The 21,308-nt window shown below is 68.5% G+C and carries 19 protein-coding genes and 1 other RNA gene; 13 read left to right on the plus strand and 7 right to left on the minus strand.

Going from position 1 to position 21,308, the window contains the following annotated elements; genetic code table 11:
* Positions 1 to 24 precede the first annotated feature (24 nt).
* Together ACFONC_RS04790 and ACFONC_RS04795 are read left to right on the plus strand one after the other, a co-directional pair.
* A complete protein-coding gene (locus ACFONC_RS04790) occupies positions 25 to 1,500 on the plus strand; it encodes a WS/DGAT/MGAT family O-acyltransferase (RefSeq protein WP_386742578.1) in 1,476 nt (491 codons plus the stop codon).
* A 148-nt stretch (positions 1,501 to 1,648) separates the two neighbouring features.
* Positions 1,649 to 2,326 (plus strand): OmpA family protein, encoded by a 678-nt coding sequence (locus ACFONC_RS04795; protein WP_386742579.1) that lies wholly within the window; start codon positions 1,649 to 1,651, stop codon positions 2,324 to 2,326.
* Between the two features lie 52 nt (positions 2,327 to 2,378).
* Here the strand turns inward: ACFONC_RS04795 and ssrA are convergent.
* Positions 2,379 to 2,731, minus strand: a transfer-messenger RNA (tmRNA) gene (ssrA, locus tag ACFONC_RS04800).
* 127 nt (positions 2,732 to 2,858) lie between these two features.
* On the opposite strand from ssrA, the gene ACFONC_RS04805 reads away from it, so the two are divergent.
* On the plus strand, positions 2,859 to 5,078 hold the full coding sequence (locus tag ACFONC_RS04805; RefSeq protein ID WP_386742580.1) for a CHASE domain-containing protein: 2,220 nt from the start codon (positions 2,859 to 2,861) through the stop codon (positions 5,076 to 5,078).
* Positions 5,079 to 5,233: 155 nt separating this feature from the next.
* Here ACFONC_RS04805 and smpB read toward each other — a convergent pair whose 3' ends face one another.
* Positions 5,234 to 5,731, minus strand: coding sequence for an SsrA-binding protein SmpB (gene smpB, locus ACFONC_RS04810; RefSeq protein ID WP_386742581.1), 498 nt, complete (start codon positions 5,729 to 5,731; stop codon positions 5,234 to 5,236).
* A 71-nt stretch (positions 5,732 to 5,802) separates the two neighbouring features.
* Between smpB and ACFONC_RS04815 the strand changes: the two genes are divergently transcribed.
* Both ACFONC_RS04815 and ACFONC_RS04820 read left to right on the plus strand, forming a co-directional pair.
* Positions 5,803 to 6,234, plus strand: coding sequence for a type II toxin-antitoxin system RatA family toxin (locus ACFONC_RS04815; protein ID WP_386742582.1), 432 nt, complete (start codon positions 5,803 to 5,805; stop codon positions 6,232 to 6,234).
* Entirely contained in the window at positions 6,234 to 6,503 is a 270-nt protein-coding gene (locus ACFONC_RS04820; RefSeq protein WP_386742583.1) for an RnfH family protein, read from the plus strand. The genes ACFONC_RS04815 and ACFONC_RS04820 overlap by 1 nt, the downstream gene beginning before the upstream one ends.
* 63 nt (positions 6,504 to 6,566) lie before the next feature.
* On the opposite strand, the gene ACFONC_RS04825 is transcribed toward ACFONC_RS04820, so the two are convergent.
* Positions 6,567 to 6,953 carry an outer membrane protein assembly factor BamE gene (locus ACFONC_RS04825; RefSeq protein ID WP_386743066.1) on the minus strand — a complete coding sequence of 129 codons (387 nt, stop codon included), beginning with the start codon at positions 6,951 to 6,953 and terminating at the stop codon, positions 6,567 to 6,569.
* A gap of 225 nt (positions 6,954 to 7,178) precedes the next feature.
* Here ACFONC_RS04825 and fur point away from each other — a divergent pair, with 225 nt between their 5' ends.
* On the plus strand, positions 7,179 to 7,583 hold the full coding sequence (gene fur, locus ACFONC_RS04830) for a ferric iron uptake transcriptional regulator (RefSeq protein ID WP_386742584.1): 405 nt from the start codon (positions 7,179 to 7,181) through the stop codon (positions 7,581 to 7,583).
* A 51-nt stretch (positions 7,584 to 7,634) separates the two neighbouring features.
* Here fur and recN read toward each other — a convergent pair whose 3' ends face one another.
* On the minus strand, positions 7,635 to 9,317 hold the full coding sequence (gene recN, locus ACFONC_RS04835) for a DNA repair protein RecN (RefSeq protein WP_386742585.1): 1,683 nt from the start codon (positions 9,315 to 9,317) through the stop codon (positions 7,635 to 7,637).
* A gap of 164 nt (positions 9,318 to 9,481) precedes the next feature.
* Between recN and hrcA the strand changes: the two genes are divergently transcribed.
* The 5 genes from hrcA to ACFONC_RS04860 all read left to right on the plus strand — a co-directional run bounded on the left by hrcA (position 9,482) and on the right by ACFONC_RS04860 (position 15,501).
* On the plus strand, positions 9,482 to 10,540 hold the full coding sequence (gene hrcA, locus ACFONC_RS04840; protein WP_386742586.1) for a heat-inducible transcriptional repressor HrcA: 1,059 nt from the start codon (positions 9,482 to 9,484) through the stop codon (positions 10,538 to 10,540).
* A gap of 145 nt (positions 10,541 to 10,685) precedes the next feature.
* The gene (gene grpE / locus ACFONC_RS04845; protein WP_386743067.1) at positions 10,686 to 11,210 is read left to right on the plus strand and encodes a nucleotide exchange factor GrpE; all 525 of its coding nucleotides are present in this window, start codon (positions 10,686 to 10,688) and stop codon (positions 11,208 to 11,210) included.
* A gap of 127 nt (positions 11,211 to 11,337) precedes the next feature.
* Positions 11,338 to 13,269 carry a molecular chaperone DnaK gene (gene dnaK, locus ACFONC_RS04850; protein WP_386742587.1) on the plus strand — a complete coding sequence of 644 codons (1,932 nt, stop codon included), beginning with the start codon at positions 11,338 to 11,340 and terminating at the stop codon, positions 13,267 to 13,269.
* Between the two features lie 98 nt (positions 13,270 to 13,367).
* Entirely contained in the window at positions 13,368 to 14,498 is a 1,131-nt protein-coding gene (dnaJ, locus tag ACFONC_RS04855) for a molecular chaperone DnaJ (protein WP_386742588.1), read from the plus strand.
* 289 nt (positions 14,499 to 14,787) lie between these two features.
* Positions 14,788 to 15,501, plus strand: a complete 714-nt coding sequence (locus tag ACFONC_RS04860; RefSeq protein ID WP_386742589.1) for a 4-hydroxy-tetrahydrodipicolinate reductase — start codon at positions 14,788 to 14,790, stop codon at positions 15,499 to 15,501.
* Between the two features lie 16 nt (positions 15,502 to 15,517).
* Here ACFONC_RS04860 and ACFONC_RS04865 read toward each other — a convergent pair whose 3' ends face one another.
* From ACFONC_RS04865 to ACFONC_RS04875, 3 genes are read right to left on the minus strand one after another with little or no spacing between them, the layout of a single operon-like run.
* Positions 15,518 to 15,907 carry a hypothetical protein gene (locus ACFONC_RS04865; protein ID WP_386742590.1) on the minus strand — a complete coding sequence of 130 codons (390 nt, stop codon included), beginning with the start codon at positions 15,905 to 15,907 and terminating at the stop codon, positions 15,518 to 15,520.
* On the minus strand, positions 15,904 to 17,337 hold the full coding sequence (locus ACFONC_RS04870; RefSeq protein WP_386742591.1) for a radical SAM protein: 1,434 nt from the start codon (positions 17,335 to 17,337) through the stop codon (positions 15,904 to 15,906). Before ACFONC_RS04870 ends, ACFONC_RS04865 begins: the two co-directional genes overlap by 4 nt.
* On the minus strand, positions 17,322 to 18,119 hold the full coding sequence (locus ACFONC_RS04875; RefSeq protein WP_386742592.1) for a prolipoprotein diacylglyceryl transferase: 798 nt from the start codon (positions 18,117 to 18,119) through the stop codon (positions 17,322 to 17,324). Before ACFONC_RS04875 ends, ACFONC_RS04870 begins: the two co-directional genes overlap by 16 nt.
* Positions 18,120 to 18,201: 82 nt before the next feature.
* On the opposite strand from ACFONC_RS04875, the gene carA reads away from it, so the two are divergent.
* Both carA and ACFONC_RS04885 read left to right on the plus strand, forming a co-directional pair.
* Entirely contained in the window at positions 18,202 to 19,329 is a 1,128-nt protein-coding gene (gene carA, locus ACFONC_RS04880) for a glutamine-hydrolyzing carbamoyl-phosphate synthase small subunit (protein ID WP_386742593.1), read from the plus strand.
* A 74-nt stretch (positions 19,330 to 19,403) separates the two neighbouring features.
* Positions 19,404 to 21,305 carry a S9 family peptidase gene (locus ACFONC_RS04885; RefSeq protein WP_386742594.1) on the plus strand — a complete coding sequence of 634 codons (1,902 nt, stop codon included), beginning with the start codon at positions 19,404 to 19,406 and terminating at the stop codon, positions 21,303 to 21,305.
* Positions 21,306 to 21,308: the final 3 nt, after the last annotated feature.

Here is a 21,308-nt window from a genome sequence, read left to right on the forward strand (position 1 = left end):
CGCGAGAACTGTCGGGAGATCAGGATGGCCACCAGGAAGCCGCGCAAGGCGCTGCGCCGCGAACCGATGTCGCGGGTCGACACCGCCTGGCTGCGCATGGAGCGGCCGACCAACCCGATGATGATCACCGGCGTGCTGATGTTCGCCGAGCCGATGTCGCTGCAGCGCCTCAAGCGCGTGGTTGCGAAACGTTTCCTGGCCTACGCGCGCTTCCGGCAGAAGGCGGTCGATACCGCAGCGGGCGCGACCTGGCAGGAGGACGCGAATTTCGACCTCGACTGGCATGTGCAGCTCGCCGCGCTGCCGGGGCAGGGCGATGGGCGCAGGGCGCCGCGCGACGGTGCGCAGAAGCGCGCGCTGGAACGTTTCACCAGCCAGCTCGCGTCCAGCCCGCTCGACAAGCACCGGCCGCTCTGGCAGTTCCACCTGGTCGAGCGCTACCAGGGCGGCTCGGCGCTCGTCGCGCGCCTGCACCACAGCTACGCGGACGGCATCGCACTGGTGCAGGTGCTGCTGTCGCTGACCGATACCGAACGCAATGCAGGCAAGGGCAAGGACCTGGCCAAGACCTGGCTGAAGCGCGACGGCGCCGAAGTCGCGCGCCGGGTGGGCGCGGTCGAGCGTTACGCAAAGCTGGGCGGCAAGGTCTTCGGCAAGGGCATGGAAATGGTCAACGACCCGACCCTGGCCGGCGTGCTGGCGAAGGAGGGCGGCGAGATCGCCCGCGAACTGGTGAACGCGCTGGCACTGGCGGACGACCCGCCGTCGATGCTGCGCGGACGCTTGGGGGTCAGCAAGCGCGTGGCCTGGGCCGAACCGATCGACCTGGAAGAGGTGAAGGCCGTCGGACGCGCCTGCGACTGCACGGTCAACGACGTGCTGATGGCCGCCGCGGCCGGCGCGCTGCGCGACTACATGATCGAGCGCGGCGACGACGTCGACGGCATGACCCTGCGCGCGACGGTGCCGGTGAACCTGCGGCCGCTGGAGCACGCGCGGAAGCTGGGCAACCACTTCGGCCTGGTGTTCCTTGAATTGCCGGTAGGCGAGGGCAATCCGGTGCGCCGGCTGGAGCGCGTCGCAGAGTGCATGAACCAGTTGAAAAATTCACGGCAAGCGATTGTTGCATATGGACTTCTTGCCGCGCTCGGCATGGCGCCGCAACCGCTGCAGGCGCTGGCGCTGGAGCTGTTCAGCCGCAAGGCCAGCGCCGTGGCGACGAACGTGCCAGGGCCGCAGCAACCGCTGTACCTGGCCGGCTGTGAGCTGCGCGAGATGATGTTCTGGGTGCCGCAGACCGGTTCGATCGGCGTGGGCGTTTCGATCATGAGCTACAACGGCCGCGTCCATTTCGGCCTGATCGCCGACGCCAGGCTCATCCCCGATCCGGATTCGGTGATCCGGCGCTTCGGCGGCGAATTCGAGAAGCTGCTGTACCTGGCGCTGATGGGAAGCTGGGATCGCGCACTGGACCCCGCCGGCGCCGAAGCGTTGCTCTGAGCCCCGGCGCCGGATGCGCAGGCGCGCGCAGGTTAACCGCGCCTGATTGCCCGCATGGCATTCGTGGTCGCCATCACCCCATGGCGACGGCGGCGTGTTTAGCTTTGGCCTCCCCATTCACGTTCGATCCGAACGACGAGGAGCCCCCATGCGAGCGTCCACCACCGCTGCGATCGCCACCGCACTTGCCGGCAGCCTGTTGCTGAGCAGTTGCGCCACCTACACCGGCCAGACCAATGCGCCGGACGATCCCAACCGCACCCGCAATGCCGCGCTGATCGGCGCCGGCATCGGCGTTGTCGCGGGCCTGCTCAGCGGCGGGGACGCCACCGAACGGCGCCAGCGCGCGCTGGTTGGCGCGGGCGTCGGCGGCCTGGCCGGCGGTGCCATCGGCGCCTACCAGGATCGCCAGGAAGCCGAACTGCGCCGCCAGATGCAGGGTACCGGCGTGGACGTGGTGCGCCAGGGCGACAACATCACCCTCAACATGCCCGGCGGGGTGACCTTCGCCTTCGACAAGGCCGAAGTGCAGCCGCAGTTCTATCCGGTGCTCGACAACGTCGCCAGCACGCTGCAGCAGTACAACCAGACCATCATCGAAGTGGCCGGCCACACCGACAGCGTTGGCACCGACAGCTACAACCAGCAGCTGTCGCAGCAGCGTGCGGACGCGGTCGCCAACTACCTCAATTCGCGCGGCGTGATGCGCGACCGCATGATCACCGTCGGCGCCGGCGAAACCCGCCCGATCGCCAGCAACGACACCGAGCAGGGCCGCGCGGCCAACCGTCGCGTTGAGATCACCCTGGTGCCCGTGCGCTCGTAAGGCTGCAGGGACCGCAGAAAAAAGGGCCACCCTCGCGGGTGGCCCTTTGCATTGGTGGAGGTGGCGGGAATCGAACCCGCGTCCGAAGGCACTCCATCCCCGGCACTACATGCTTAGCCCGCCGTTGGATCTCGTTTCCCGGCAGCACGACGTGCGAAGCGCACCGGGGAACCAGCCTGTGAGTTCAACCACGGCAGACAGGCGGCCGCCGCGGCTGGTTCCCGTGATAATGACCCTACACCCACGAGCACGGGCACAAGTGGGTTCGGGGCTTACGCCTTAAGCGGCGAGAGCGTAGTTGTCGTCGTTGGCAACTATGAGTTTGCCGCTGGATTTACGAGGAAAGCTGCCCCCTCGGCATGCGCCAAGCGATTTCGCGACCCCCGTCGAAGCCAGTGCACCCCCGGGGCTGTCGATCACGCTGACACGGATGAGTATAGGGGCGAAGGCGGCCCATGCAAGCGCTGCCAAGGCAGCGGAAGGCCCCCGTTCACGCGCGCGATCGCGCGCCGTCCGGGCTATGCTGAACACGATGAGACTCCCGCACGGCATGGACCTGGCATCACTCGGCGCGCGGCTCCGGGTGCCCCTGCATGGCTACGTGCTCTCGCTGCTCGCGCTCGTGGCGTCACTGTTGCTGGTCTGGCTGTACTGGAGCAGCGCGCAGCAGCGCGAACTCAAGGCGGCACAGGCCGAGTTCACCGCCGAAACCGACACCGTCGCCGAACTGCTGCGGCAGCGGCTGGCGAGCTACGAACTGGTCGCCCGCGGCGGCGTGTCGCTGTTCGCCTCGGTGAATCTTCCCAGCGCCGGGCAATGGCAGGGTTACGTCGACGCGCTCAACATCGACGCGCGCTATCCGGACATGCTGGGGCTTGGCTACGCGCCGTACCTGGACCGCGCCGAGCTGCAGGCGCTGCAACTGGAGATGCGCGATGCCGGCCAGGGGTTCTACGTCGTCCGCCCCGGCGGCGTGCGCAGCCGTTATGGCCCGGTCGTCTATCTCGAACCGCGCACGCCGGCCAACCGGGCCATGATCGGCGAGGACATGTTCGCCGATCCGCAGCGGCACGCCGCCATGGCCAGTGCGCGCGATGACAACGCCGTGCGCATGACCGGCCCGGTACGGCTCGATGCGGGTACCGGCGGCGAGGTGTCGGGCGTGGTGATGTACGCGCCCGTCTACCGTTTCGGGATCCCGGCGACGCAGTCGGCGCGGCGGGCCGCCCTGCAGGGCTGGATCTACGCGCCGCTCGACGTGAGGGCATTCACCGAGGCAGCCCTGCGTACGACGAACCAGCAGGTATCGCTGACCATCCGCGACAGTGCCGAGGCGGGTGGCGCGGTGCTGTATTCCGATCGCGCCAGTCCCGGCGGCGACGACAAGGCCAACGGCCCGGAGGTCTTCCAGCGGGCCCTGCCGCTGGAGCTGTACGGTCGAAGCTGGGAGCTGGACTTCAGTGCCGACATGCAGGCCGCGCTCGCCGAGCGCACGCCGGAGCTGCGGATGACGCTGGTTGCAGGTGTCATCGCCTCGTTGCTGCTGTTCGGCGTCGCCCTGGCGCTGGCGCGGACCGAGTCGCTGGCCGAACGCAAGGCCGCGCTGCTCGCCGAGTCCTACCAGCGCAGCGAACTGCGCTTCCGCAATGCGATGCGGTTCTCGGCCATCGGCCAGGCGTTGCTGGACCGCGGCGGCGTGATCGTAGACGCCAACCCGGCCCTGGCGGCCATCTTCGACACGACCACCGACGAGCTGGCCGGTTCGGTCATCGGTGCCCACTTCATCGATGCGCAGGACGAGGCCCGGCGCAGCCGGGAGTTCGCGGCGGTTGCCGAAGGCGTGTTCCGCACGACGCGGCAGTGGCGGTCGCGGGCGGGCGAACTGCGCCACGCGCAGCTGACGTACGCGCCGGTCCCGGGCGAGATCGGGCAGGACGTGGCGAGCCTGGTGCAGGTCGAGGACATCACCGAACGGGTGCTTGCGCACGCGCGCGAGCAAGCGCTCAACCGCACCCTCGAAGCCCGCGTCGCGCTGCGCACGCGCGAATTGACCCATGCCAACCAGGAACTCGAGTCATTCGCCTACAGCGTCTCGCACGACCTGCGCGCGCCGCTGCGGACGATCGAGGGATTCAGCCGCCTGCTCAGCGAGCGTTACGCGGACAGGATCGACGACACCGGGCGCGACTACCTGGCGCGCGTGCGCAACGCGGCCGGGCGCATGGACGACCTGATCGGGGCGTTGCTGAAGATGTCGCGCGTCAGCCGCAGCCCGCTGACGCTGGAGCCGCTCGACCTGGGTCAGATCGCGCGCGACGTGGTCGCCGAGCTGCAGGCATCCCAGCCGCAGCGGCAGGTCGAAGTCGAGATCGACCCGGACCTGCGCGCCGTCGGCGACGCGGCGCTGGTCCGCAACCTGCTGCAGAACCTGCTCGGCAACGCCTGGAAGTTCACCTCCGAAACCACCGATGCGCGCATCGTCGTCGGCAAGGACGACGACGTTCGCGGCGGGCAGCTGGCATTCCACGTCACCGACAATGGCGCCGGCTTCCAGCCCGAGTACGCGGGCAAGCTGTTCCGTCCTTTCCAGCGGCTGCACAACCAGGAGCAGTTCGACGGCAACGGCATCGGCCTGGCCTCGGTCAAGCGCATCATCGAACGCCACGGCGGCACGGTCAGTGCCGAAGGCAGGCCGGGGCAGGGCGCGACGTTTCGTTTCACGCTGCCGCGCGAGATGCCTGCGGCGGATTGAATGTCGCCGGCGGAGACTGTCGCGTCGGTCAGGCGTCCTTGTTGTGCTGGCGCAGTGCGCGCTGCTTCTCGCGCGCCCGCGCCTCCGTCAAGGTAAAGCGCCCGGAAAATCGAACGCGCCGCAGCGCGTGACGATCTCACCGCCGTGGCGGCTTTTCACGCGTCCTTGTTGTGCTGGCGCAATGCACGCTGCTTCTCGCGCGCCCAGTCCCTCTCTTTCGTCGCCTCGCGCTTGTCGTGTGCCTGCTTGCCCTTGGCCAGCGCCAGTTCGGCCTTGACCTTGTTGCCCTTCCAGTACAACGCCGTCGGCACGAGGGTGTAGCCGTCGCGCTCGACGCGGCCGACCAGCTGGTCGATCTCACGCCGGTGCAGCAGCAGCTTGCGGGTGCGGCGGTCGTCGGCGACGACGTGCGAGGAAGCGGAGATCAGCGGCGTGATCTGGGCGCCGAACAGGAACAGTTCGCCGCCGCGCACCACGGCGTAGCTTTCGGTGATGTTGGCGCGGCCGGCGCGGATCGACTTCAGCTCCCAGCCCTGCAGCGCGAGGCCGGCCTCGAAGCGCTCCTCGAGGTGGTACTCGTGGCGCGCGCGCTTGTTCAGCGCCACGGTACCGCCGCCGTTTGCCTTATCCTTGTCGGGTTTCTTCTTGCCCATGGCGGCATTGTCGCAGTTTGCCGCGAGATTTGGCGCGGCCGGCGCGCCGCGATCCACACGCCGGGACCCGAATGCCGACCATCCAGCGCAGCGCCCTCGTCGAACACTCCGCAGCGCGCATGTTCGCCCTGGTCAACGACATTGCCGCCTATCCGCGCCGCTTCGACTGGTGCGAATCGGCGCAGGTGCTCGAGGCCGACGACGAGCGCGTGGTGGCGCGGCTGGACCTGGGCTTCGGCGCGCTGCGCACATGGTTCACCACCGAGAACACCCTGTCGCCGCCGCACCACATCGCGATGGCGCTGCGTGCCGGCCCATTCAAGCGCCTGGAGGGGCATTGGCGGTTCCACGCGCTGGATGAATCGGCCTGCAAGGTGACGCTGACCCTGGACTTCGAACCGCAAAGCCGGCTGCTGGCGCCGGCGATGACCCTGGGTTTCCAGGGCCTGGCCGACCGCATGGTCGACGACTTCGTGCGCGTGGCCGATCGCGGGGCGGAGTGATGCCGGCGTCGCTGCGCGTGCAGGTGGTCCGCGGCTGGCCACGACGCTTCGAGGCGGTGGACCTGGTGCTGCCGACCGGCGCCACGGTGGCCGATGCGGTTGCCGCAAGTGGTTACGGGGCCGAAGGGCTCGGCGGGTTCGCGATCCACGGCGGGCGCGTGGTCGTTTCGACGCTGCTGCGCGACGGCGACCGGGTGGAACTGCTGCGGCCGCTGGAGGTCGACCCGAAGGAAGCGCGGCGACGCAGGGCCGCCGGCGGGAAGGGCTGAACAACCATCGTCATCCCGGCATTCGCGGAAATGACGGGCAAACCCGGGTTGTCCGGAGATTTCCTAGCGGCCCTTCTTGTCCTTGGCCAGGTTCGGGCCGAACGACCTGCGCAGGTCCTTGGCCAGCTGCTCGTCCTGCTCCGGGAAATAATCGCCGTCCCAGCGGGCCAGCGTGTCGTTCTCGAAATACAGGACCAGGTTCTTGCGTTCGACCTGGCCGGTGCGGCCGGTACGCTGCGTCGACGTGTAATCCCATCGCTGGTTGTGGAACGGGTCGGCGATGGACGGCGAGCCGAGCAGGCCGATGACCTGTTGCTTGCTCATGCCGGCCTGCAGCTGGTCGATCGCCGATGTCTCGAGCAGGTTGCCCTGGTAGATCGGCTGCCGGTAGACGATGCCGCAACCGGAAACCATGAGGGCGGCGAGGGCGAGGATCAGGAGTTTGCGCATGGGGAACCGCGGGCTGGAGACCGCGCCGATGATACACTCACGATCCCCGTCGCGGTGGCCCGCGGGCAGCACGCCGATGCGATCCGCAGCACGCGCGGCGACGGGATTCCGGCGTTCCGGCGCGCCCGTGGCGAGCCGGGCAGCCGCTTCGGGCAGGGCGCCGTTCCATGCATGCAGGCGCACCAGGAAACGACGGGTCATAAACCGCCAGTGAACGGAGACGCCATGGAATCGCAAGAGCTGCGCAGGGCCGGGTTGAAGGTGACGCACCCGCGGATGCGCATCCTCGAGTTGCTGGAGCAGAAGAGCGCGCACCACCACATGACGGCCGAGGACATCTACCGGCAACTGCTCGACAGCGGCGACGAGATTGGGCTGGCGACCGTCTATCGCGTGCTGACGCAGTTCGAGGCCGCGGGCCTGGTGCTCAAGCACAATTTCGAGGGCGGTACGGCGGTCTACGAGATTGACCGCGGCGGCCACCACGACCACATGGTGGACGTGGACACCGGCAAGATCATCGAGTTCGAGAGCCCCGAGATCGAAAAGCTGCAGCAGGAAGTCGCCGAGAAGCACGGCTACCTGCTCGAGGAACACTCGCTGGTGCTGTACGTGCGCAAGAAGCGCTAGGTCGGGGGCATAGCCCCGACCTACGACACGTGGCGATTTCGTGGCGCTGCGCTACGAGGCGTTGCGCAGCAGGCGCCTGGCCGCAGCGCGCGCTTCGGTGCTGACTTCGACGCCGCCGAGCATGCGCGCCAGCTCTTCCTGGCGCTGCCGGGCATCGAGCTGCTGCACCGCGCTCTGGGTGACGCCGTCGCTGGCGGCTTTGCTGACCCGGTAGTGCGCGTGGCCCTGTGCGGCGACCTGCGGCAGGTGGGTCACGCACAGCACCTGCCGCGACTGGCCCAGTGCGCGCAGCTTCTGGCCGACGATCTCGGCGGTGGCGCCGCCGATGCCCGAATCGACCTCGTCGAACACCATCGTCGGCACCGCATCGTGACCCAGCGCGGCGACCTCGATCGCCAGCGAGATGCGCGACAGTTCGCCGCCTGACGCCACCTTGCGCAGCGGTCGCGGCGGCTGCCCGGCGTTGGCCGACACAAGGAATTCGACACGCTCGGCGCCCTGCGGATCGGGGCGTCCGGTTTCGGCCGGCTCGAGTGCGACCTCGAAATGCCCGCCGCCCATGCCGAGCTCGGTGATCAACGCGGTGGTGGCCTTCGACAGCGCCTTGCCGGCCTTGGTGCGCGCCTTGCCGAGGACTTCGGCGGCCTTGCGCCAGCCGTCACCGGCCGCGGTGATCTCGCCGTCGAGCGCCTGCAGCCGCACGGCGGCGTTGCGGAGCGAGTCGAGCTCGGCCGCCAGCGCGTCACGCTGCGCCTCGAGTCCTTCGGGCGCGACCTGGTGCTTGCGCGACAGTTCGTGCAGCCGGGTAAGCCGCCGCTCGAGTTCGTCGAGTTGCACCGGGTCGACGTCGAGGTCGGCGCGGACGCGTTCGAGCAGCAACCCGGCTTCGTCGAGCTGGATCGCGGCGGCATCGAGCATCGCGTCCACTTCGGCCAGGCGCGGCTCGTGTTCGTGCATCCGCACCAGCTCGCCGCGCAGCTGCTGCAGCAGCCGCGGCAGGGCTGCCGAATCGTCGCCGTCGAGGCGGGCGAGGGCGCTGTCGCAGGCGGCGATCAGCCCGGCCGAGTGGGCCTGGCGGCGGTGCGAGGCGTCGAGGTCGGCGATCGAGGCCGGGTCGATGGGTTCGCGGTCGAGTTCGGCGAGCTGGTGTTCGAGCCATTCGCCGCGCTCGGTGACGTCGCCGGGTCGGCCTTCGCGTGCCCGGGTGAGGGTGTCGCGCTCGCGCAGCAGGGCGGACCAGCGCTGCGCGGCGCCGGAAACCGCGGCCAGCAGTGCGTCGTGCCCGCCGAAGGCGTCAAGCAGTGCCAGCTGGCTGGGCCTGGACAGCAGCGCCTGGTGTTCATGCTGGCCGTGGATCTCGACCAGCCGTCCGGCCAGCGCAGCCAGTTGCGACAGCGTCGCCGGCCGGCCGTTGATCCACGCGCGCGAGCCGCCGTCGGCGCGCAGCGTGCGGCGCAGCTGGCAGGCGTCGCCGTCGTCGAATTCCTCCTCGCGCAGCCACTGCCGCGCATCGTCGGAGGCGGCCAGGTCAAACTCCGCGTGCAGCTCCGCGCGTTCGGCGCCGTGGCGGACCATGCCGCTGTCCGCGCGCTGGCCTGACAGGAAGCCCAAGGCGTCGACCAGCAGCGACTTGCCGGCGCCGGTTTCCCCGGAAATGACGGTCAGGCCCGCACCGAATTCGAGTTCGGCCGCCGTGACGACGGCGAAATCACGGATGGCGAGATGGGTGAGCATGCGTGCGGATTGTGCAGTGGGCCGGGGGCAATGACCAAGGGGTGGCGCGATGCCGGTCCGCTTGATAGCCGGTCGTCGTTGCAGGCGGTGAGACGCCCGCCGCCCGGCCGCGGGATTTCCCGCAACCGCTTGCGCCCGCGTCGCCGGGGACATATATCAAGGCCATGGCCCGCAGGATCGACAACCAGGACAGCCTCGACCCGCGCACGCGGCAGCTGCTGCGCGCACTGATCGGGCGCTACATCCGCGACGGCCAGCCGGTCGGTTCGCAGACCCTGGCGCGCCACGCCGGGCTCGACGTCAGCCCGGCCACGATCCGCAACATCCTGTCCGACCTCGAGGAAATTGGCCTGCTGGCCGCACCCCACACCTCGGCCGGCCGCATCCCCACCGCGCGCGGGCTGCGCGTGTTCGTCGACAGCCTGATCGAGTGGCGGTCGCCGGAGGAGCGGCAGATCCAGCTGATCCACGAGGGCCTGGCCGCGCAGGCGTCCACCCAGGAGGTCCTGCGCGAGGCGTCTTCGCGGCTGTCGGACATCTCCCGTTTCGTGGGCCTGGTCACGGTGCCGCGGCGCGACCGCTTCGCCTTCCGCCACATCGACTTCGTGCGCCTGGACGAGCGCCGGGTGCTTGCGATCCTCGTGTTCACGGACGGCGAGATCCAGAACCGCGCCGTGGAAATGCCGCGCCCGCTGTCGGCCAGCGAACTCGAATGGATCGCCAACTACCTCAACCAGAACTACGCCGGCCTCGGCCTTGCCGAGATCCGCGAGCGGCTGGTGGGCGAGCTCGACCACGAGCGGCGCGAAGTGGACAAGCGCATGGCCGCCACCGTGGCGCTGGCGCAGGCCACCCTGCAGCCGGGCGACGGCGAGGACATGCTGGTAAGCGGCCAGACCAAGCTCATGGGCGGGACGCAGGGCCTGGCCGACATCGAGCACCTGCGCGAGCTTTTCGAGGCCTTCCAGCGCAAGAGCGAGCTGCTGCAGGTGCTCGAAGGCTGCCTGCGCGCGGACGGCGTGCGCCTGTTCATCGGCGAGGAGTCGGGCGTGACCTCGATGGAGCAGTGCAGCCTGATCGCCGCCCCGTACGCCAGCGACGGGCGCGTGCTGGGCGTACTGGGTGTCATCGGGCCCACGCGCATGGATTACGACCGCGTCATCACCACCGTCCAGGCCACCGCCCAGGCGCTGTCGCGGACCATGGCCGAACGGGTGGGGTGAGCCGAAGCCCCTGAAGGCTCGCCCTTCGCGCCTGCCGGGGTTGGGTTTCCGGCCCCGGCCCCTACATCGGTACGCGGACCCGCGCCGGGAGATCGCCCGGCGCCGATACGGCAACCGCCACCAGGACTTCCCGACCCCGATGACCATGCATCCAGAACAAGACGACGTCACCACTCCGGCCGCTGGCGATGCCTTCGGCAACGACGCCACCATCGAAACCGACCAGCTGGTCGAACAGCTCAAGGGCGAGCTCGAACAGCTCCGCGCCAAGTCGCTGGTCGAGCACGCCGACCTGGAGAACCAGCGCAAGCGGCTGGAGCGCGACGTGCGCAATGCCTGCCGCTTCGCCAACAAGCAGCTGCTGGGCGACCTGCTGCCGGTGTTCGACAGCCTCGAAGCCGCGCTGGCCAACGCCCCGGCCGCGGACCCGATGCGCGACGGCGTGGTGCTGATCCTGCGCGAGCTCGGCCGCGTCGCCGAGAACAACGGCCTGGTCGAGATCGCACCCGGGCCGGGCGACGCCTTCAACCCCGACCACCACCAGGCCATGAGCGTGATCGAAGCGGACGGCATCGCCCCGCACGCGGTCGCCCAGGTCTTCCAGAAGGGCTTCATGCTCCACGAGCAGCTGCTGCGCCCGGCGCTGGTGGCAGTCGCCAAGGGCGACTGACCCGCCGCCGCACGGCCGCCGGCGCGGCGCTTGAACCGCCGGCCCGCGACCCCAGATAGCGTTTATCGGGCGGCCCGGCCGCCCACCCAGACAAGCAATCCAGGCAATTCCGAGAGGGAACCAAACAATGGCAAAGATCATCGGCATCGACCTCGGCACGACCAACTCGTGCGTGGCGATCATGGACGGCGGCAAGGCCAAGGTCATCGAGAACAGCGAGGGTGATCGCACCACGCCGTCGATCGTGGCCTACACCAAGGACGGCGAAGTGCTGGTCGGCGCGTCCGCCAAGCGCCAGGCCGTCACCAACCCCAAGAACACCTTCTACGCGGTCAAGCGCCTGATCGGGCGCAAGTTCAGCGACGCCGAAGTCCAGAAGGACATCGGCCTGGTCTCCTACCAGATCGTCGAGCACGACAACGGCGATGCCTGGGTCGCGACCAGCGACGGCAAGAAGCTGTCCGCGCAGGAAGTCTCCGCGCGCATCCTCGAGAAGATGAAGAAGACCGCCGAAGCCTACCTGGGCGAGACGGTCACCGAAGCGGTGATCACCGTGCCGGCCTACTTCAACGACTCGCAGCGCCAGGCGACCAAGGACGCCGGCAAGATCGCCGGCCTCGACGTCAAGCGCATCATCAACGAACCGACCGCGGCCGCGCTGGCCTACGGCCTGGACAAGGAAGGCGGCGACCGCAAGATCGCCGTGTACGACCTGGGCGGCGGCACTTTCGACATGTCGATCATCGAGATCGCCAACGTCGACGGCGAGAAGCAGTTCGAGGTGCTGTCGACCAATGGCGACACCTTCCTCGGCGGCGAGGACTTCGACAAGCGCGTCATCGATTACCTGGTCGACGAGTTCAACAAGGACCAGGGCATCGACCTGCGCAAGGACCCGCTGGCCCTGCAGCGCCTGAAGGACGCGGCCGAGCGCGCCAAGATCGAGCTGTCGAGCGCGCAGCAGACCGAGGTCAACCTGCCGTACGTGACGGCCGATGCCTCCGGCCCCAAGCACCTGAACATCAAGCTGACCCGGGCCAAGCTCGAGGCGCTGGTCGAGGATCTGGTCAAGAAGACCATCGAGCCGTGCCGCACCGCGCTCAATGACGCCGGCCTGCGCGCCAGCGACATCAACGAGGTGATCCTGGTCGGTGGCCAGACCCGCATGCCGAAGGTGCAGCAGGCGGTGGCCGAGTTCTTCGGCAAGGAGCCGCGCAAGGACGTCAACCCGGACGAAGCGGTCGCCATCGGCGCCGCGGTGCAGGGCGGCGTGCTGGCCGGCGACGTCAAGGACGTGCTGCTGCTCGACGTGACCCCGCTGAGCCTGGGCATCGAGACCCTGGGCGGCGTGTTCACCAAGATCATCGAGAAGAACACCACGGTGCCGACCAAGGCCTCGCAGACGTTCTCGACCGCCGAGGACAACCAGTCCGCGGTGACCGTGCACGTGCTGCAGGGCGAGCGCGAGCAGGCCCGCTACAACAAGTCGCTGGCAAAATTTGATCTGACCGGCATCGACGCTGCCCCGCGTGGTATGCCGCAGGTGGAAGTGTCGTTCGACATCGACGCCAACGGCATCGTCCACGTGACCGCCAAGGACAAGAAGACCGGCAAGGAGCAGAAGGTCGAGATCAAGGCCGGCTCGGGCCTGTCGGACGAGGAGATCCAGCGCATGGTCAGCGATGCCGAGACGCATCGCGAGGAAGACAAGAAGTTCCAGGAGCTGGTCACCGCCCGCAACCAGGCCGACGCGTTGATCCACGGCGCGCGCAGCGCGATCAAGGACAATGGCGACAAGGTACCGGGCGACCTGATCGGCCGCGTCGAGGGCGCGATCGCCGAGCTCGAAACCGCGATGAAGGGCGACGACAAGGCGCAGATCGAGGCCAAGTCCAAGCCGCTGGAGGAAGCCGCGCAGGCGCTGTTCGCGGCCGTGGCCGCCGCGCAGCAGCCTTCGGGCGACGCTGGTGCCGCGGGCGATGCGGGCGGCGAAGCACCGAAGGGTGACGACGTAGTCGACGCAGAGTTCACCGAAGTCAAGGACGACGAGCAGAAGTAGTCGTTATCCATCGGCCTTGCGCCGATGGGTCAGCTGCCCGCGTCGGACCGGCCACGGCCGGTTGACGCGGGCGGTTCCACGAAGGGAATGTGCGATTCATGAGCAAGCGCGACTACTACGAGGTCCTCGGGGTTTCCCGCGACGCCGGCGACGATGAGCTGAAGAAGGCCTATCGCCGCTGCGCGATGAAATACCACCCGGACCGCAACCCGGGCGACGCCAGCGCCATCGAGTCGTTCAAAGAGTGCAAGGAGGCGTACGAGGTGCTGTCGGACGGCGGCAAGCGCCGCATGTACGACCAGCACGGACACGCCGCGTTCGAGCACGGCATGGGTGGCGGCGGTGGCGGCCCCGGCGGCTACGCCGACATGGGCGACATCTTCGGCGACATCTTCGGCAACATCTTCGGTGGCGGTGGTGGCGCGCGCGGGCCGCGGCGCGGCGCCGACGTCGGTTACGTGATGGAGCTCGACCTCGAGGAAGCCGTGGCCGGCATCGAGCGCCGGATCGAGATCCCGACCCTGGCCGAGTGCGAGCCGTGCAAGGGCACCGGCTCCGAGGACGGCAAGCTCGATACCTGCGAAACCTGCCACGGTCGCGGCCAGGTGCGTTTCCAGCGCGGCATCTTCTCGATGCAGCAGCCCTGCCCGCAGTGCCACGGACGCGGCCAGACCTTCAGCAGCCCGTGCCCGGAATGCCGCGGCGCGGGTCGCGTGGAGGAAGAAAAGGTCCTGTCGGTGAAGGTGCCGGCCGGCGTCGACAGCGGCGACCGCATCCGCCTGACCGGCGAAGGCGAGGCCGGCCCGCCGGGCTCGCCGCCCGGCGACCTGTACGTCGAGGTGCGCGTGCGACCGCACGAAATCTTCGTGCGCGACGGCGACGACCTGCACTGCGAGGTTCCGATCAGGATTTCGCAGGCCGCGCTCGGCGATGTCGTGCGTGTGCCGACGCTCAACGGTGAAGCGGAAATCCGCATCCCCGCCGAAACGCAGACCGGCAAGGTGTTCCGCCTGCGCGACAAGGGCGTCAAGTCCGTGCGCAGCCGCAGCACCGGCGACCTGTACTGCAAGGCGGTGGTCGAAACCCCGGTCAACCTGACTGCCGAGCAGCGCGAACTGCTCGACAAGTTCGAAGCCACCTTCGTCGGCGACGGTGCGCGCAGGCATTCGCCGAAGTCGAGCACGTTCTTCGACGGCGTGAAGGGCTTCTGGGACCGGATGGTTTCCTGAGCCGCGGCTTTTGCTCCCTCCCCTGCGAAGTCAGGGGGTGAGGAGGCGCGCCTGCGAGCCATTGGCTCGCGCGCCGACGAACGCACGCCAGCTGTGCTGGCGGGCCGGACGGGTTGGGGAGGGGTGCCTTTTGGATCAGCTCGAACCGTGGGCACCCCTTCCCAGCCTCCCCCTGCCTTCGCAGGAGGAGGGGCCAGGCAAAAGCTCGCGGCTTCCGCCGCTCCTACAAAAGAACGCCCCTTGTGACGGCAGGCTTGTCGCGCACCCGCCCCCCGATTAGCCTGCCCGCATGGGCAATCCCACCAGACTGTTGCTCCACGGCGCCGGCGGCCGCATGGGCCAGGCACTGCTGCGGCTGTGCAGCGAGCGCGACGACTGCCGCGTGGTCGCCGCCGTGTCGGCGAGCCAGCCTTCCCAGCGCGTGATCGACGGGGTCCCGCATTTTTCCGCGACCGAGCTGGGCGGCGCCCCGGATTTCGACGTCGCCATCGACTTCAGCCTGCCTCCCGGCTTCGACGCGATCCTCGCCGCCTGCCTGGCGCGCGATGCGGGGCTGGTTTCCGGCACCACGGGCCTGTCCGGGGCGCAGCACGCGGCCCTGCAGGACGCGGGCGCCCGCATCGGCGTGCTGTGGTCGGCAAACTTCAGCCTCGGCGTGGCCCTGCTGGAGGAGCTGGTCGAACGCGCCGCCGGGACGCTGCACGGCTGGGACTGCGACATCGTCGAAATGCACCACACCCGCAAGCTCGATGCGCCTTCCGGCACCGCGCTGGCGCTGGGCGCTGCGGCGGAAAAGGCCGGCGCGCAGCCGCGCTACGCGAGCCTCCGGGCCGGCGACATCGTCGGCGAGCATCTTGTCCAGTTCACCACCGCCGGCGAGCGCATCGAGCTGGTCCACCGGGCCGGCAGCCGCGACATCTTCGCCCGCGGCGCCCTGCACGCCGCACTGGCGCTCGCCGGGCGGGAGGCAGGCGTCTACCGGCTGCGGGACATGCTGGCCTGAAGCGCGGCGGCGCGCTTCAGCTGAACCCGCCCATCCCGGCCACGATCCCGAAGCAGGCCGCCACCAGCAGCAGGACCACGGCGGCCAGCAGGCCGAATCCGACCAGGATTCCCAGCGCAGTCCGGGTGCGGCCGCGCGAAGCCAGCCATAGCCCGAGCACCAGCGCGGCCAGCCACGGCAGCAGCGCCGGGATGGCGAACATCGGCCCGGCATAGGTCCAGTCCGGCACCGCCGCCAGGATGGCGATGCGCAGGATCCACGCAACGAGGCCGCCCCCGACCAGGCAGGCGAAGAACAGCCCGATGCCGGCACCCAGCGAGCCGCGTGGATCGGAACCCGCCGGGGCGGGTGCACGCCCGGACAGCGGCGCCTGCGGGGGCGTGTAGGGCGTCTGCTCGTCGCTCATGCGCTTGCCTCCATCGCGTTGCCGGCGTCGACCATGGCGCGCAGTTGCTCCAGCTTCTGTCGCAGGTCGTCGCGATAGAACAGGTTGAAGGTGTCGAACGGCACGATCGTTCCGTCCGGCTGCGCGATGTGCACGCAGCTCTTCTTCACCGAGCGCAGGTCGAACCCCTCGGCGTCGATGAAAGCCATGATCAGCACCCGGAACACGTTGCGGTAACCCAGCCCCTCAGGTGCCTGCACCTGTGGCAGGCAGCACAGCAGTTCGGCCAGCGAGCCGGCCTGCGACTGCGGCGAATGGTTGGTGGCGAACAGCTTGAACACCGCGTCGCGCAGGCCTTCGTCCTTCTCCAGCACGATCGAGTTGCGCCCGCCCTCGATCAGCACCTCGGGCGGCACCAGCCCGGTCAGCGGCACGAAGTCCTCGCCGAGCTTGAGCGCATACGCCATCGCCAGGCTGTCGGGATGGCAGGGCACCGGGATCAGGTCATCGGCCCGGAACAGGTCGCACTGCTCGAGGATGCCGCGGCGGACCTCGGTGAGCGTGAGCCGGTCGCGCGCCGCGTCGTAGCCTTCGGTGCGGCCGGCGTTCTGGATCGGCTGGAAAGTCACGCCGCGCACGCAGGGCTGGGTGCGCGCGAACTCGATGATCTCGCCCAGCTCGCCGTCATTGAGTCCCTTCTTCACCGTGACCACGAGCGTGGTCGAGATGTCGTGCCGGTTCAGCGCCTCCAGCGCCCGCAGCCGGATCTCGCGCAGGCGCGCGCCGCGGAGCTCCTGGTGGACCTCGTCGCGCAGGGAGTCGAACTGCAGGTACAGCTCGAACCCCGGCATGTAGCCGGCCAAACGCGCGACGAACGCCGGATCCTTCGCAATCCGCAGGCCGTTGGTGTTCACCATCAGGTGCCGGATCGGTCGCGCCTTGGCGGCGTCGAGGATGGCGAAGAAATCCGGATGGATGGTCGGCTCGCCACCGGAAATCTGCACCACGTCCGGCTCGCCCTCGTTGGCGACCACCGCGTCGAGCATCCGTTCGATCGTGGCCAGGTCGCGGAAGCCGGGCCGGTGCGGGCCGGAGTCGGCATAGCAGATCGGGCAACGCAGGTTGCAGTGGTCGGTGACCTCGACCAGGGTCAGGCAGCTGTGCTGCATGTGCTCCGGGCACAGGCCGCAGTCGTAGGGGCAGCCCCAGCGGCGCTCGGTGTTGAAGCGTTGCGGCAGTTCCGGCGGCTTGATGAAGCGCTCGCGGCACAGGCGGTAGTAGTCGACGTCGTCGGCGAGCAGCACGCGCTGGCGGCCGTGCTGCGGGCACCACTTATCCAGGTAGACGCAGCCATCCTTGAACAGGATGCTGCCCTCGACCCGGCGCAGGCAGGTCGAGCACACCGAAACGGCGCTGTCGTAGAACAGGTACGGCCTTACCTTCGCGCCCATGCCAGTGTCCGTGAGATTCGTGGAAGGTCGCGTCGATAGTAGAGCAGGCCGGCGATGCACAGGAGTTGCAGCCCCGAGAACAGTCCCAGGTAATGCAGCGGGATCGGCCGGATCCATTCGATCAGCAATCGGTAGGCCAGGTATCCGGCGAGGAAGGCGCGGAAGCGATCGCCTTCGCGCTCGAACCGCGGCCAGCGCGCCGCGATCCATCCGCCCCAGGCCAGCAGGAACGCGATCTCGTACAGCTGCGTGGGATGGCGCGGGATCCCGTCTCCGAAATCCACGCCCCACGGCAGCGACGTGGGATTGCCGTAGGTGTGGTCGTCGAGCCCGGCAAGGAAGCAGCCGATGCGGCCGATGCACATTCCGGCGATCAATGGCATCACGAAGGCATCGCCGGTCGAACCGCGCACGTCGTCCAGGCGCTTGGCCAGTTCCACCCCGCACAGGCCGCCCAGCAGCGCGCCGATGATCGACTTGCCCTCCAGCAAATGGCGCCAATCCGGGAATCCGGCGAAGGCGTAGGCCGGGTCGTAGAGCCAGTACGACAGCTTGCTGCCCAGCGCGGCGCCGATGATCGCGCCGACCGCCACCGCGATCGCGTGTTCGCGTGAGACCAGGGCGGGCAGGGCCTGGCGCCGCCGCTCGCGCAGGTACAGGCGGAAGCCCAGCGAATAGGCCGCGATCTCGAACAGGGTATGGATCCAGTACGGCGCCAGCGTCATCCGGCCAGTGTAGGCGGGCTCCGGGCGCTGGCGCTGTCCGGTCCGCGCCGGTATCATTCCCGCTCGCCTGATACCTCTCGCCTCCGGCCGGTGACGCACCGAGTCGGTGGTTTTTTGCAACCCGACGTAGGCGATCCCCGTGACAGAATCCGCAATCCTCGCGCTCGAAGACGGCACCGTGTTCGAGGGAATTTCCGTGGGCGCGCCCGGCCTGTCGGTCGGCGAGGTGGTGTTCAACACCGCCATGACCGGCTACCAGGAAATCCTCACCGACCCGTCCTACGCGCGCCAGATCGTCACGCTGACCTACCCGCACATCGGCAACACCGGCTGCACCGCGCTGGACGACGAGGCGGCGCAGGCCTGGGCCGCCGGCCTGGTGGTGCGCGACGTGCCGCGCCGGCCCAGCAGCTGGCGCAGCGAAGGTTCGCTGCCCGAATGGCTGCGCGCACGCGGCATCGTCGCCATCGCCGACATCGACACCCGCAAGCTGACCCGCCTGCTGCGCGACCGCGGCGCCCAGAACGGCGCGCTGATGGCCGGCGACATCGATGCAGACAAGGCGATCGAGGCCGCGCGCAAGTTCCCCGGCCTGGGCGGCATGGACCTGGCGAAGGAAGTCAGCACGCGCAGCGCGTACCCGTGGCGCGATGGCCGGCTTGACCTCGACAGCGGCCGGTTCGCCACGGCCGAACCGAAATACCGGGTCGTCGCCTACGACTACGGCGTGAAGCGCAACATCCTGCGCATGCTCGCCGAGCGCGGCTGCGACGTGACCGTGGTGCCGGCGCAGACGCCCGCGGCCGAAGCACTGGCGCTCAAGCCCGACGGCATCTTCCTGTCCAACGGCCCCGGCGACCCGCAGCCGTGCGACTACGCCATCGCCGCGATCGGCGAGTTCCTGGCGAAGAAGATCCCGCTGTACGGCATCTGCCTGGGCCACCAACTGCTTGGCCTCGCCATCGGCGCGACCACGCAGAAGATGAAGTTCGGTCATCACGGCGCCAACCATCCGGTGATCGACCTCGACAGCGGCCGGGTGATGATCACTTCGCAGAACCACGGCTTCTCGGTCGACGAATCCACGTTGCCTGCCAACGCCCGCGTCACCCACCGCTCGCTGTTCGATGGGTCCAACCAGGGCTTTGAGTTGACCGACGCGCCGGCGTTCAGTTTCCAGGGGCATCCGGAAGCCAGCCCGGGACCGCATGACGTGGGACCGCTGTTCGATCGCTTCATCGAGTCGATGCGGGCCGGCGCGCATTGAAGCCGCGCTTCTGCCTGCTACGCCATGGCTTAACGCAACAAGGCTTGTGCACGAATTCAAAGGGGAGACCACCAATGCGACACCTGCTTGCAATTCTGCTGCTGCTGATCCTTTCCGGGGTCGCCACGGCAAGGGAAGTGCCGATCAAGGACTTTTTCAAGGACGCCGAATTCGAGAGCGTGTTGCTTTCCCCCGACGGTGAGCACATCGCGGTGGTGATGCCGCGCAGCGACCGCAGCCTGCTCGTGGTGCTCAAGGTCGACGACAAGAGCGTGGTCGGCAGCTGGGACTATGGCAAGGATTATTATTTCCAGCGGGTCACCTGGGCCAACAACGAACGCCTCCTGTACGCGACGAGCTTCAAGACCGGGCGTTTCGACTTCCAGGTCGGCCTGCGCGACTTGTACGCGTCGGACATCGACGGAAGCAGCCGTATCGTGATCCCGCACGGCAACTTCTACGGGATCGTGGATACGCTGCCGGGCGAGCGCGATTCGGTGCTGGTCACGCGTTCGATCGACAACTCCTTCCTGTTCAAGCTCAACGTCTACAACGGCAAGATCACCCGGGTCGCTTCCAGCCCGCTGGATTCCGGGAGCTTCCTCGTCGACCACCAGGCCAACGTGCGATACGCCTATGGCGTGATGAACGACGGGTCGCAAGCGACCTATCGCAGGGATGGCGAAAGCTGGAGCCTGGTGGAGAAGGGCGCGCCGTTCGAGGGCCTTTCCTTCTTGCCGGTTGGCTTCTCGGCCGACGACAAGCAGGCGTTCGTACTCAAGAGCCCTGGAGGTCGGGCGCAGTCGCTGTGGCGGATCGACCCGGTGACCGGTGAAGGCAAGGAGGTGTCGCGCAACGGCACCGTGGACCCGAGCAGGCTGCTTTGGAGCAGTGACAACAGGACCCTGCTGGCGGTTCGCTACGACGACGGCATCCCGTACTGGGATTTCATTGCCCCCGACCATCCGGAAACCGCGCTGTTCGCCGGGTTGGTGAAGGCATTCCCCGGCAAGGTGGTGGCGTTCAGCGGCATCTCCGAGGACGGCAACCGCGTGCTGATGCACGTCTACAGCGACCGCGACCCGGGGCAGGTGTACCTGTTCGACCGCAAGGCCGGCCAGGCCCGCTTCCTGCTCTCCTCGATGGAATGGATCAAGCCCGACGAGATGTCGCAGATGAAGCCGGTAAGCGTGAAGACCCGCGACGGCCTGGTCATCCACGGTTACCTCACCGTGCCGGCCGGCAGCGACGGCAAGGGCCTGCCGCTCATCGTCAATCCCCACGGCGGGCCGCATGGCCCGCGCGACGAGTGGGGCTTCAATCCCGAGGTCCAGCTGCTGGCAAATCGCGGCTATGCCGTGCTGCAGATGAACTATCGCGGTTCCGGCGGTTACGGCTCGCGCTTCGAGTTCTCCGGTTACCGCAAATGGGGCACGACGATGCAGGACGACCTCACCGACTCGGTGCGATGGGCCGTCGCCCAGGGCATCGCGGACCCGGCGCGGGTGTGCATCTACGGGGCCTCCTACGGCGGCTACGCCGCGCTGATGAGCGCGGTGCGGGAACCGGACCTCTACCGTTGCACGGTCGGCTACGTCGGCGTCTACGACCTGGACGTACAGCGCCGTAACAGCGATACCGCGCAATCCGAGTACGGCCGCAGCTACCTCAACCTCGTGTACCCGGAATCGGCCGCCGAGCGCCACGCGCAGTCACCGATCTATGGCGTGGACCGGATCAAGGCGGCGGTCATGCTCGTCCACGGCGCCAAGGACGAGCGCGTGCCGATCAAGAACATGCACGAGCTTGTCGACCGGATGGCCGCGGTGGGCAAGAAGCCCGAGCAGATCGTCGTCGAGAAGAAGGAAGCGCACGGCTTCCGCGACATCGACAACAACGTGAACCTGTACACGAAGATGCTCGCCTTCTTCGGCAAACACATCGGCGACAAGCAGGCGACCGCGCAAACCCCCTGATCC

It is taken from the genome of Luteimonas soli, assembly GCF_042648865.1.
GTDB lineage: Bacteria > Pseudomonadota > Gammaproteobacteria > Xanthomonadales > Xanthomonadaceae > Luteimonas > Luteimonas soli.

What these genes read in the sequence shown, in the direction of transcription:
- ACFONC_RS04790 (WP_386742578.1), top strand. Translation starts at nt 25, where the DNA reads ATGGCCACCAGGAAGCCGCGCAAGGCGCTGCGCCGCGAACCGATGTCG.
- ACFONC_RS04795 (WP_386742579.1), top strand. Translation starts at nt 1,649, where the DNA reads ATGCGAGCGTCCACCACCGCTGCGATCGCCACCGCACTTGCCGGCAGC.
- ACFONC_RS04805 (WP_386742580.1), top strand. Translation starts at nt 2,859, where the DNA reads ATGAGACTCCCGCACGGCATGGACCTGGCATCACTCGGCGCGCGGCTC.
- smpB (WP_386742581.1), bottom strand. Translation starts at nt 5,731, where the DNA reads ATGGGCAAGAAGAAACCCGACAAGGATAAGGCAAACGGCGGCGGTACC.
- ACFONC_RS04815 (WP_386742582.1), top strand. Translation starts at nt 5,803, where the DNA reads ATGCCGACCATCCAGCGCAGCGCCCTCGTCGAACACTCCGCAGCGCGC.
- ACFONC_RS04820 (WP_386742583.1), top strand. Translation starts at nt 6,234, where the DNA reads ATGCCGGCGTCGCTGCGCGTGCAGGTGGTCCGCGGCTGGCCACGACGC.
- ACFONC_RS04825 (WP_386743066.1), bottom strand. Translation starts at nt 6,953, where the DNA reads ATGCGCAAACTCCTGATCCTCGCCCTCGCCGCCCTCATGGTTTCCGGT.
- fur (WP_386742584.1), top strand. Translation starts at nt 7,179, where the DNA reads ATGGAATCGCAAGAGCTGCGCAGGGCCGGGTTGAAGGTGACGCACCCG.
- recN (WP_386742585.1), bottom strand. Translation starts at nt 9,317, where the DNA reads ATGCTCACCCATCTCGCCATCCGTGATTTCGCCGTCGTCACGGCGGCC.
- hrcA (WP_386742586.1), top strand. Translation starts at nt 9,482, where the DNA reads ATGGCCCGCAGGATCGACAACCAGGACAGCCTCGACCCGCGCACGCGG.
- grpE (WP_386743067.1), top strand. Translation starts at nt 10,686, where the DNA reads ATGCATCCAGAACAAGACGACGTCACCACTCCGGCCGCTGGCGATGCC.
- dnaK (WP_386742587.1), top strand. Translation starts at nt 11,338, where the DNA reads ATGGCAAAGATCATCGGCATCGACCTCGGCACGACCAACTCGTGCGTG.
- dnaJ (WP_386742588.1), top strand. Translation starts at nt 13,368, where the DNA reads ATGAGCAAGCGCGACTACTACGAGGTCCTCGGGGTTTCCCGCGACGCC.
- ACFONC_RS04860 (WP_386742589.1), top strand. Translation starts at nt 14,788, where the DNA reads ATGGGCAATCCCACCAGACTGTTGCTCCACGGCGCCGGCGGCCGCATG.
- ACFONC_RS04865 (WP_386742590.1), bottom strand. Translation starts at nt 15,907, where the DNA reads ATGAGCGACGAGCAGACGCCCTACACGCCCCCGCAGGCGCCGCTGTCC.
- ACFONC_RS04870 (WP_386742591.1), bottom strand. Translation starts at nt 17,337, where the DNA reads ATGGGCGCGAAGGTAAGGCCGTACCTGTTCTACGACAGCGCCGTTTCG.
- ACFONC_RS04875 (WP_386742592.1), bottom strand. Translation starts at nt 18,119, where the DNA reads ATGATACCGGCGCGGACCGGACAGCGCCAGCGCCCGGAGCCCGCCTAC.
- ACFONC_RS04885 (WP_386742594.1), top strand. Translation starts at nt 19,404, where the DNA reads ATGCGACACCTGCTTGCAATTCTGCTGCTGCTGATCCTTTCCGGGGTC.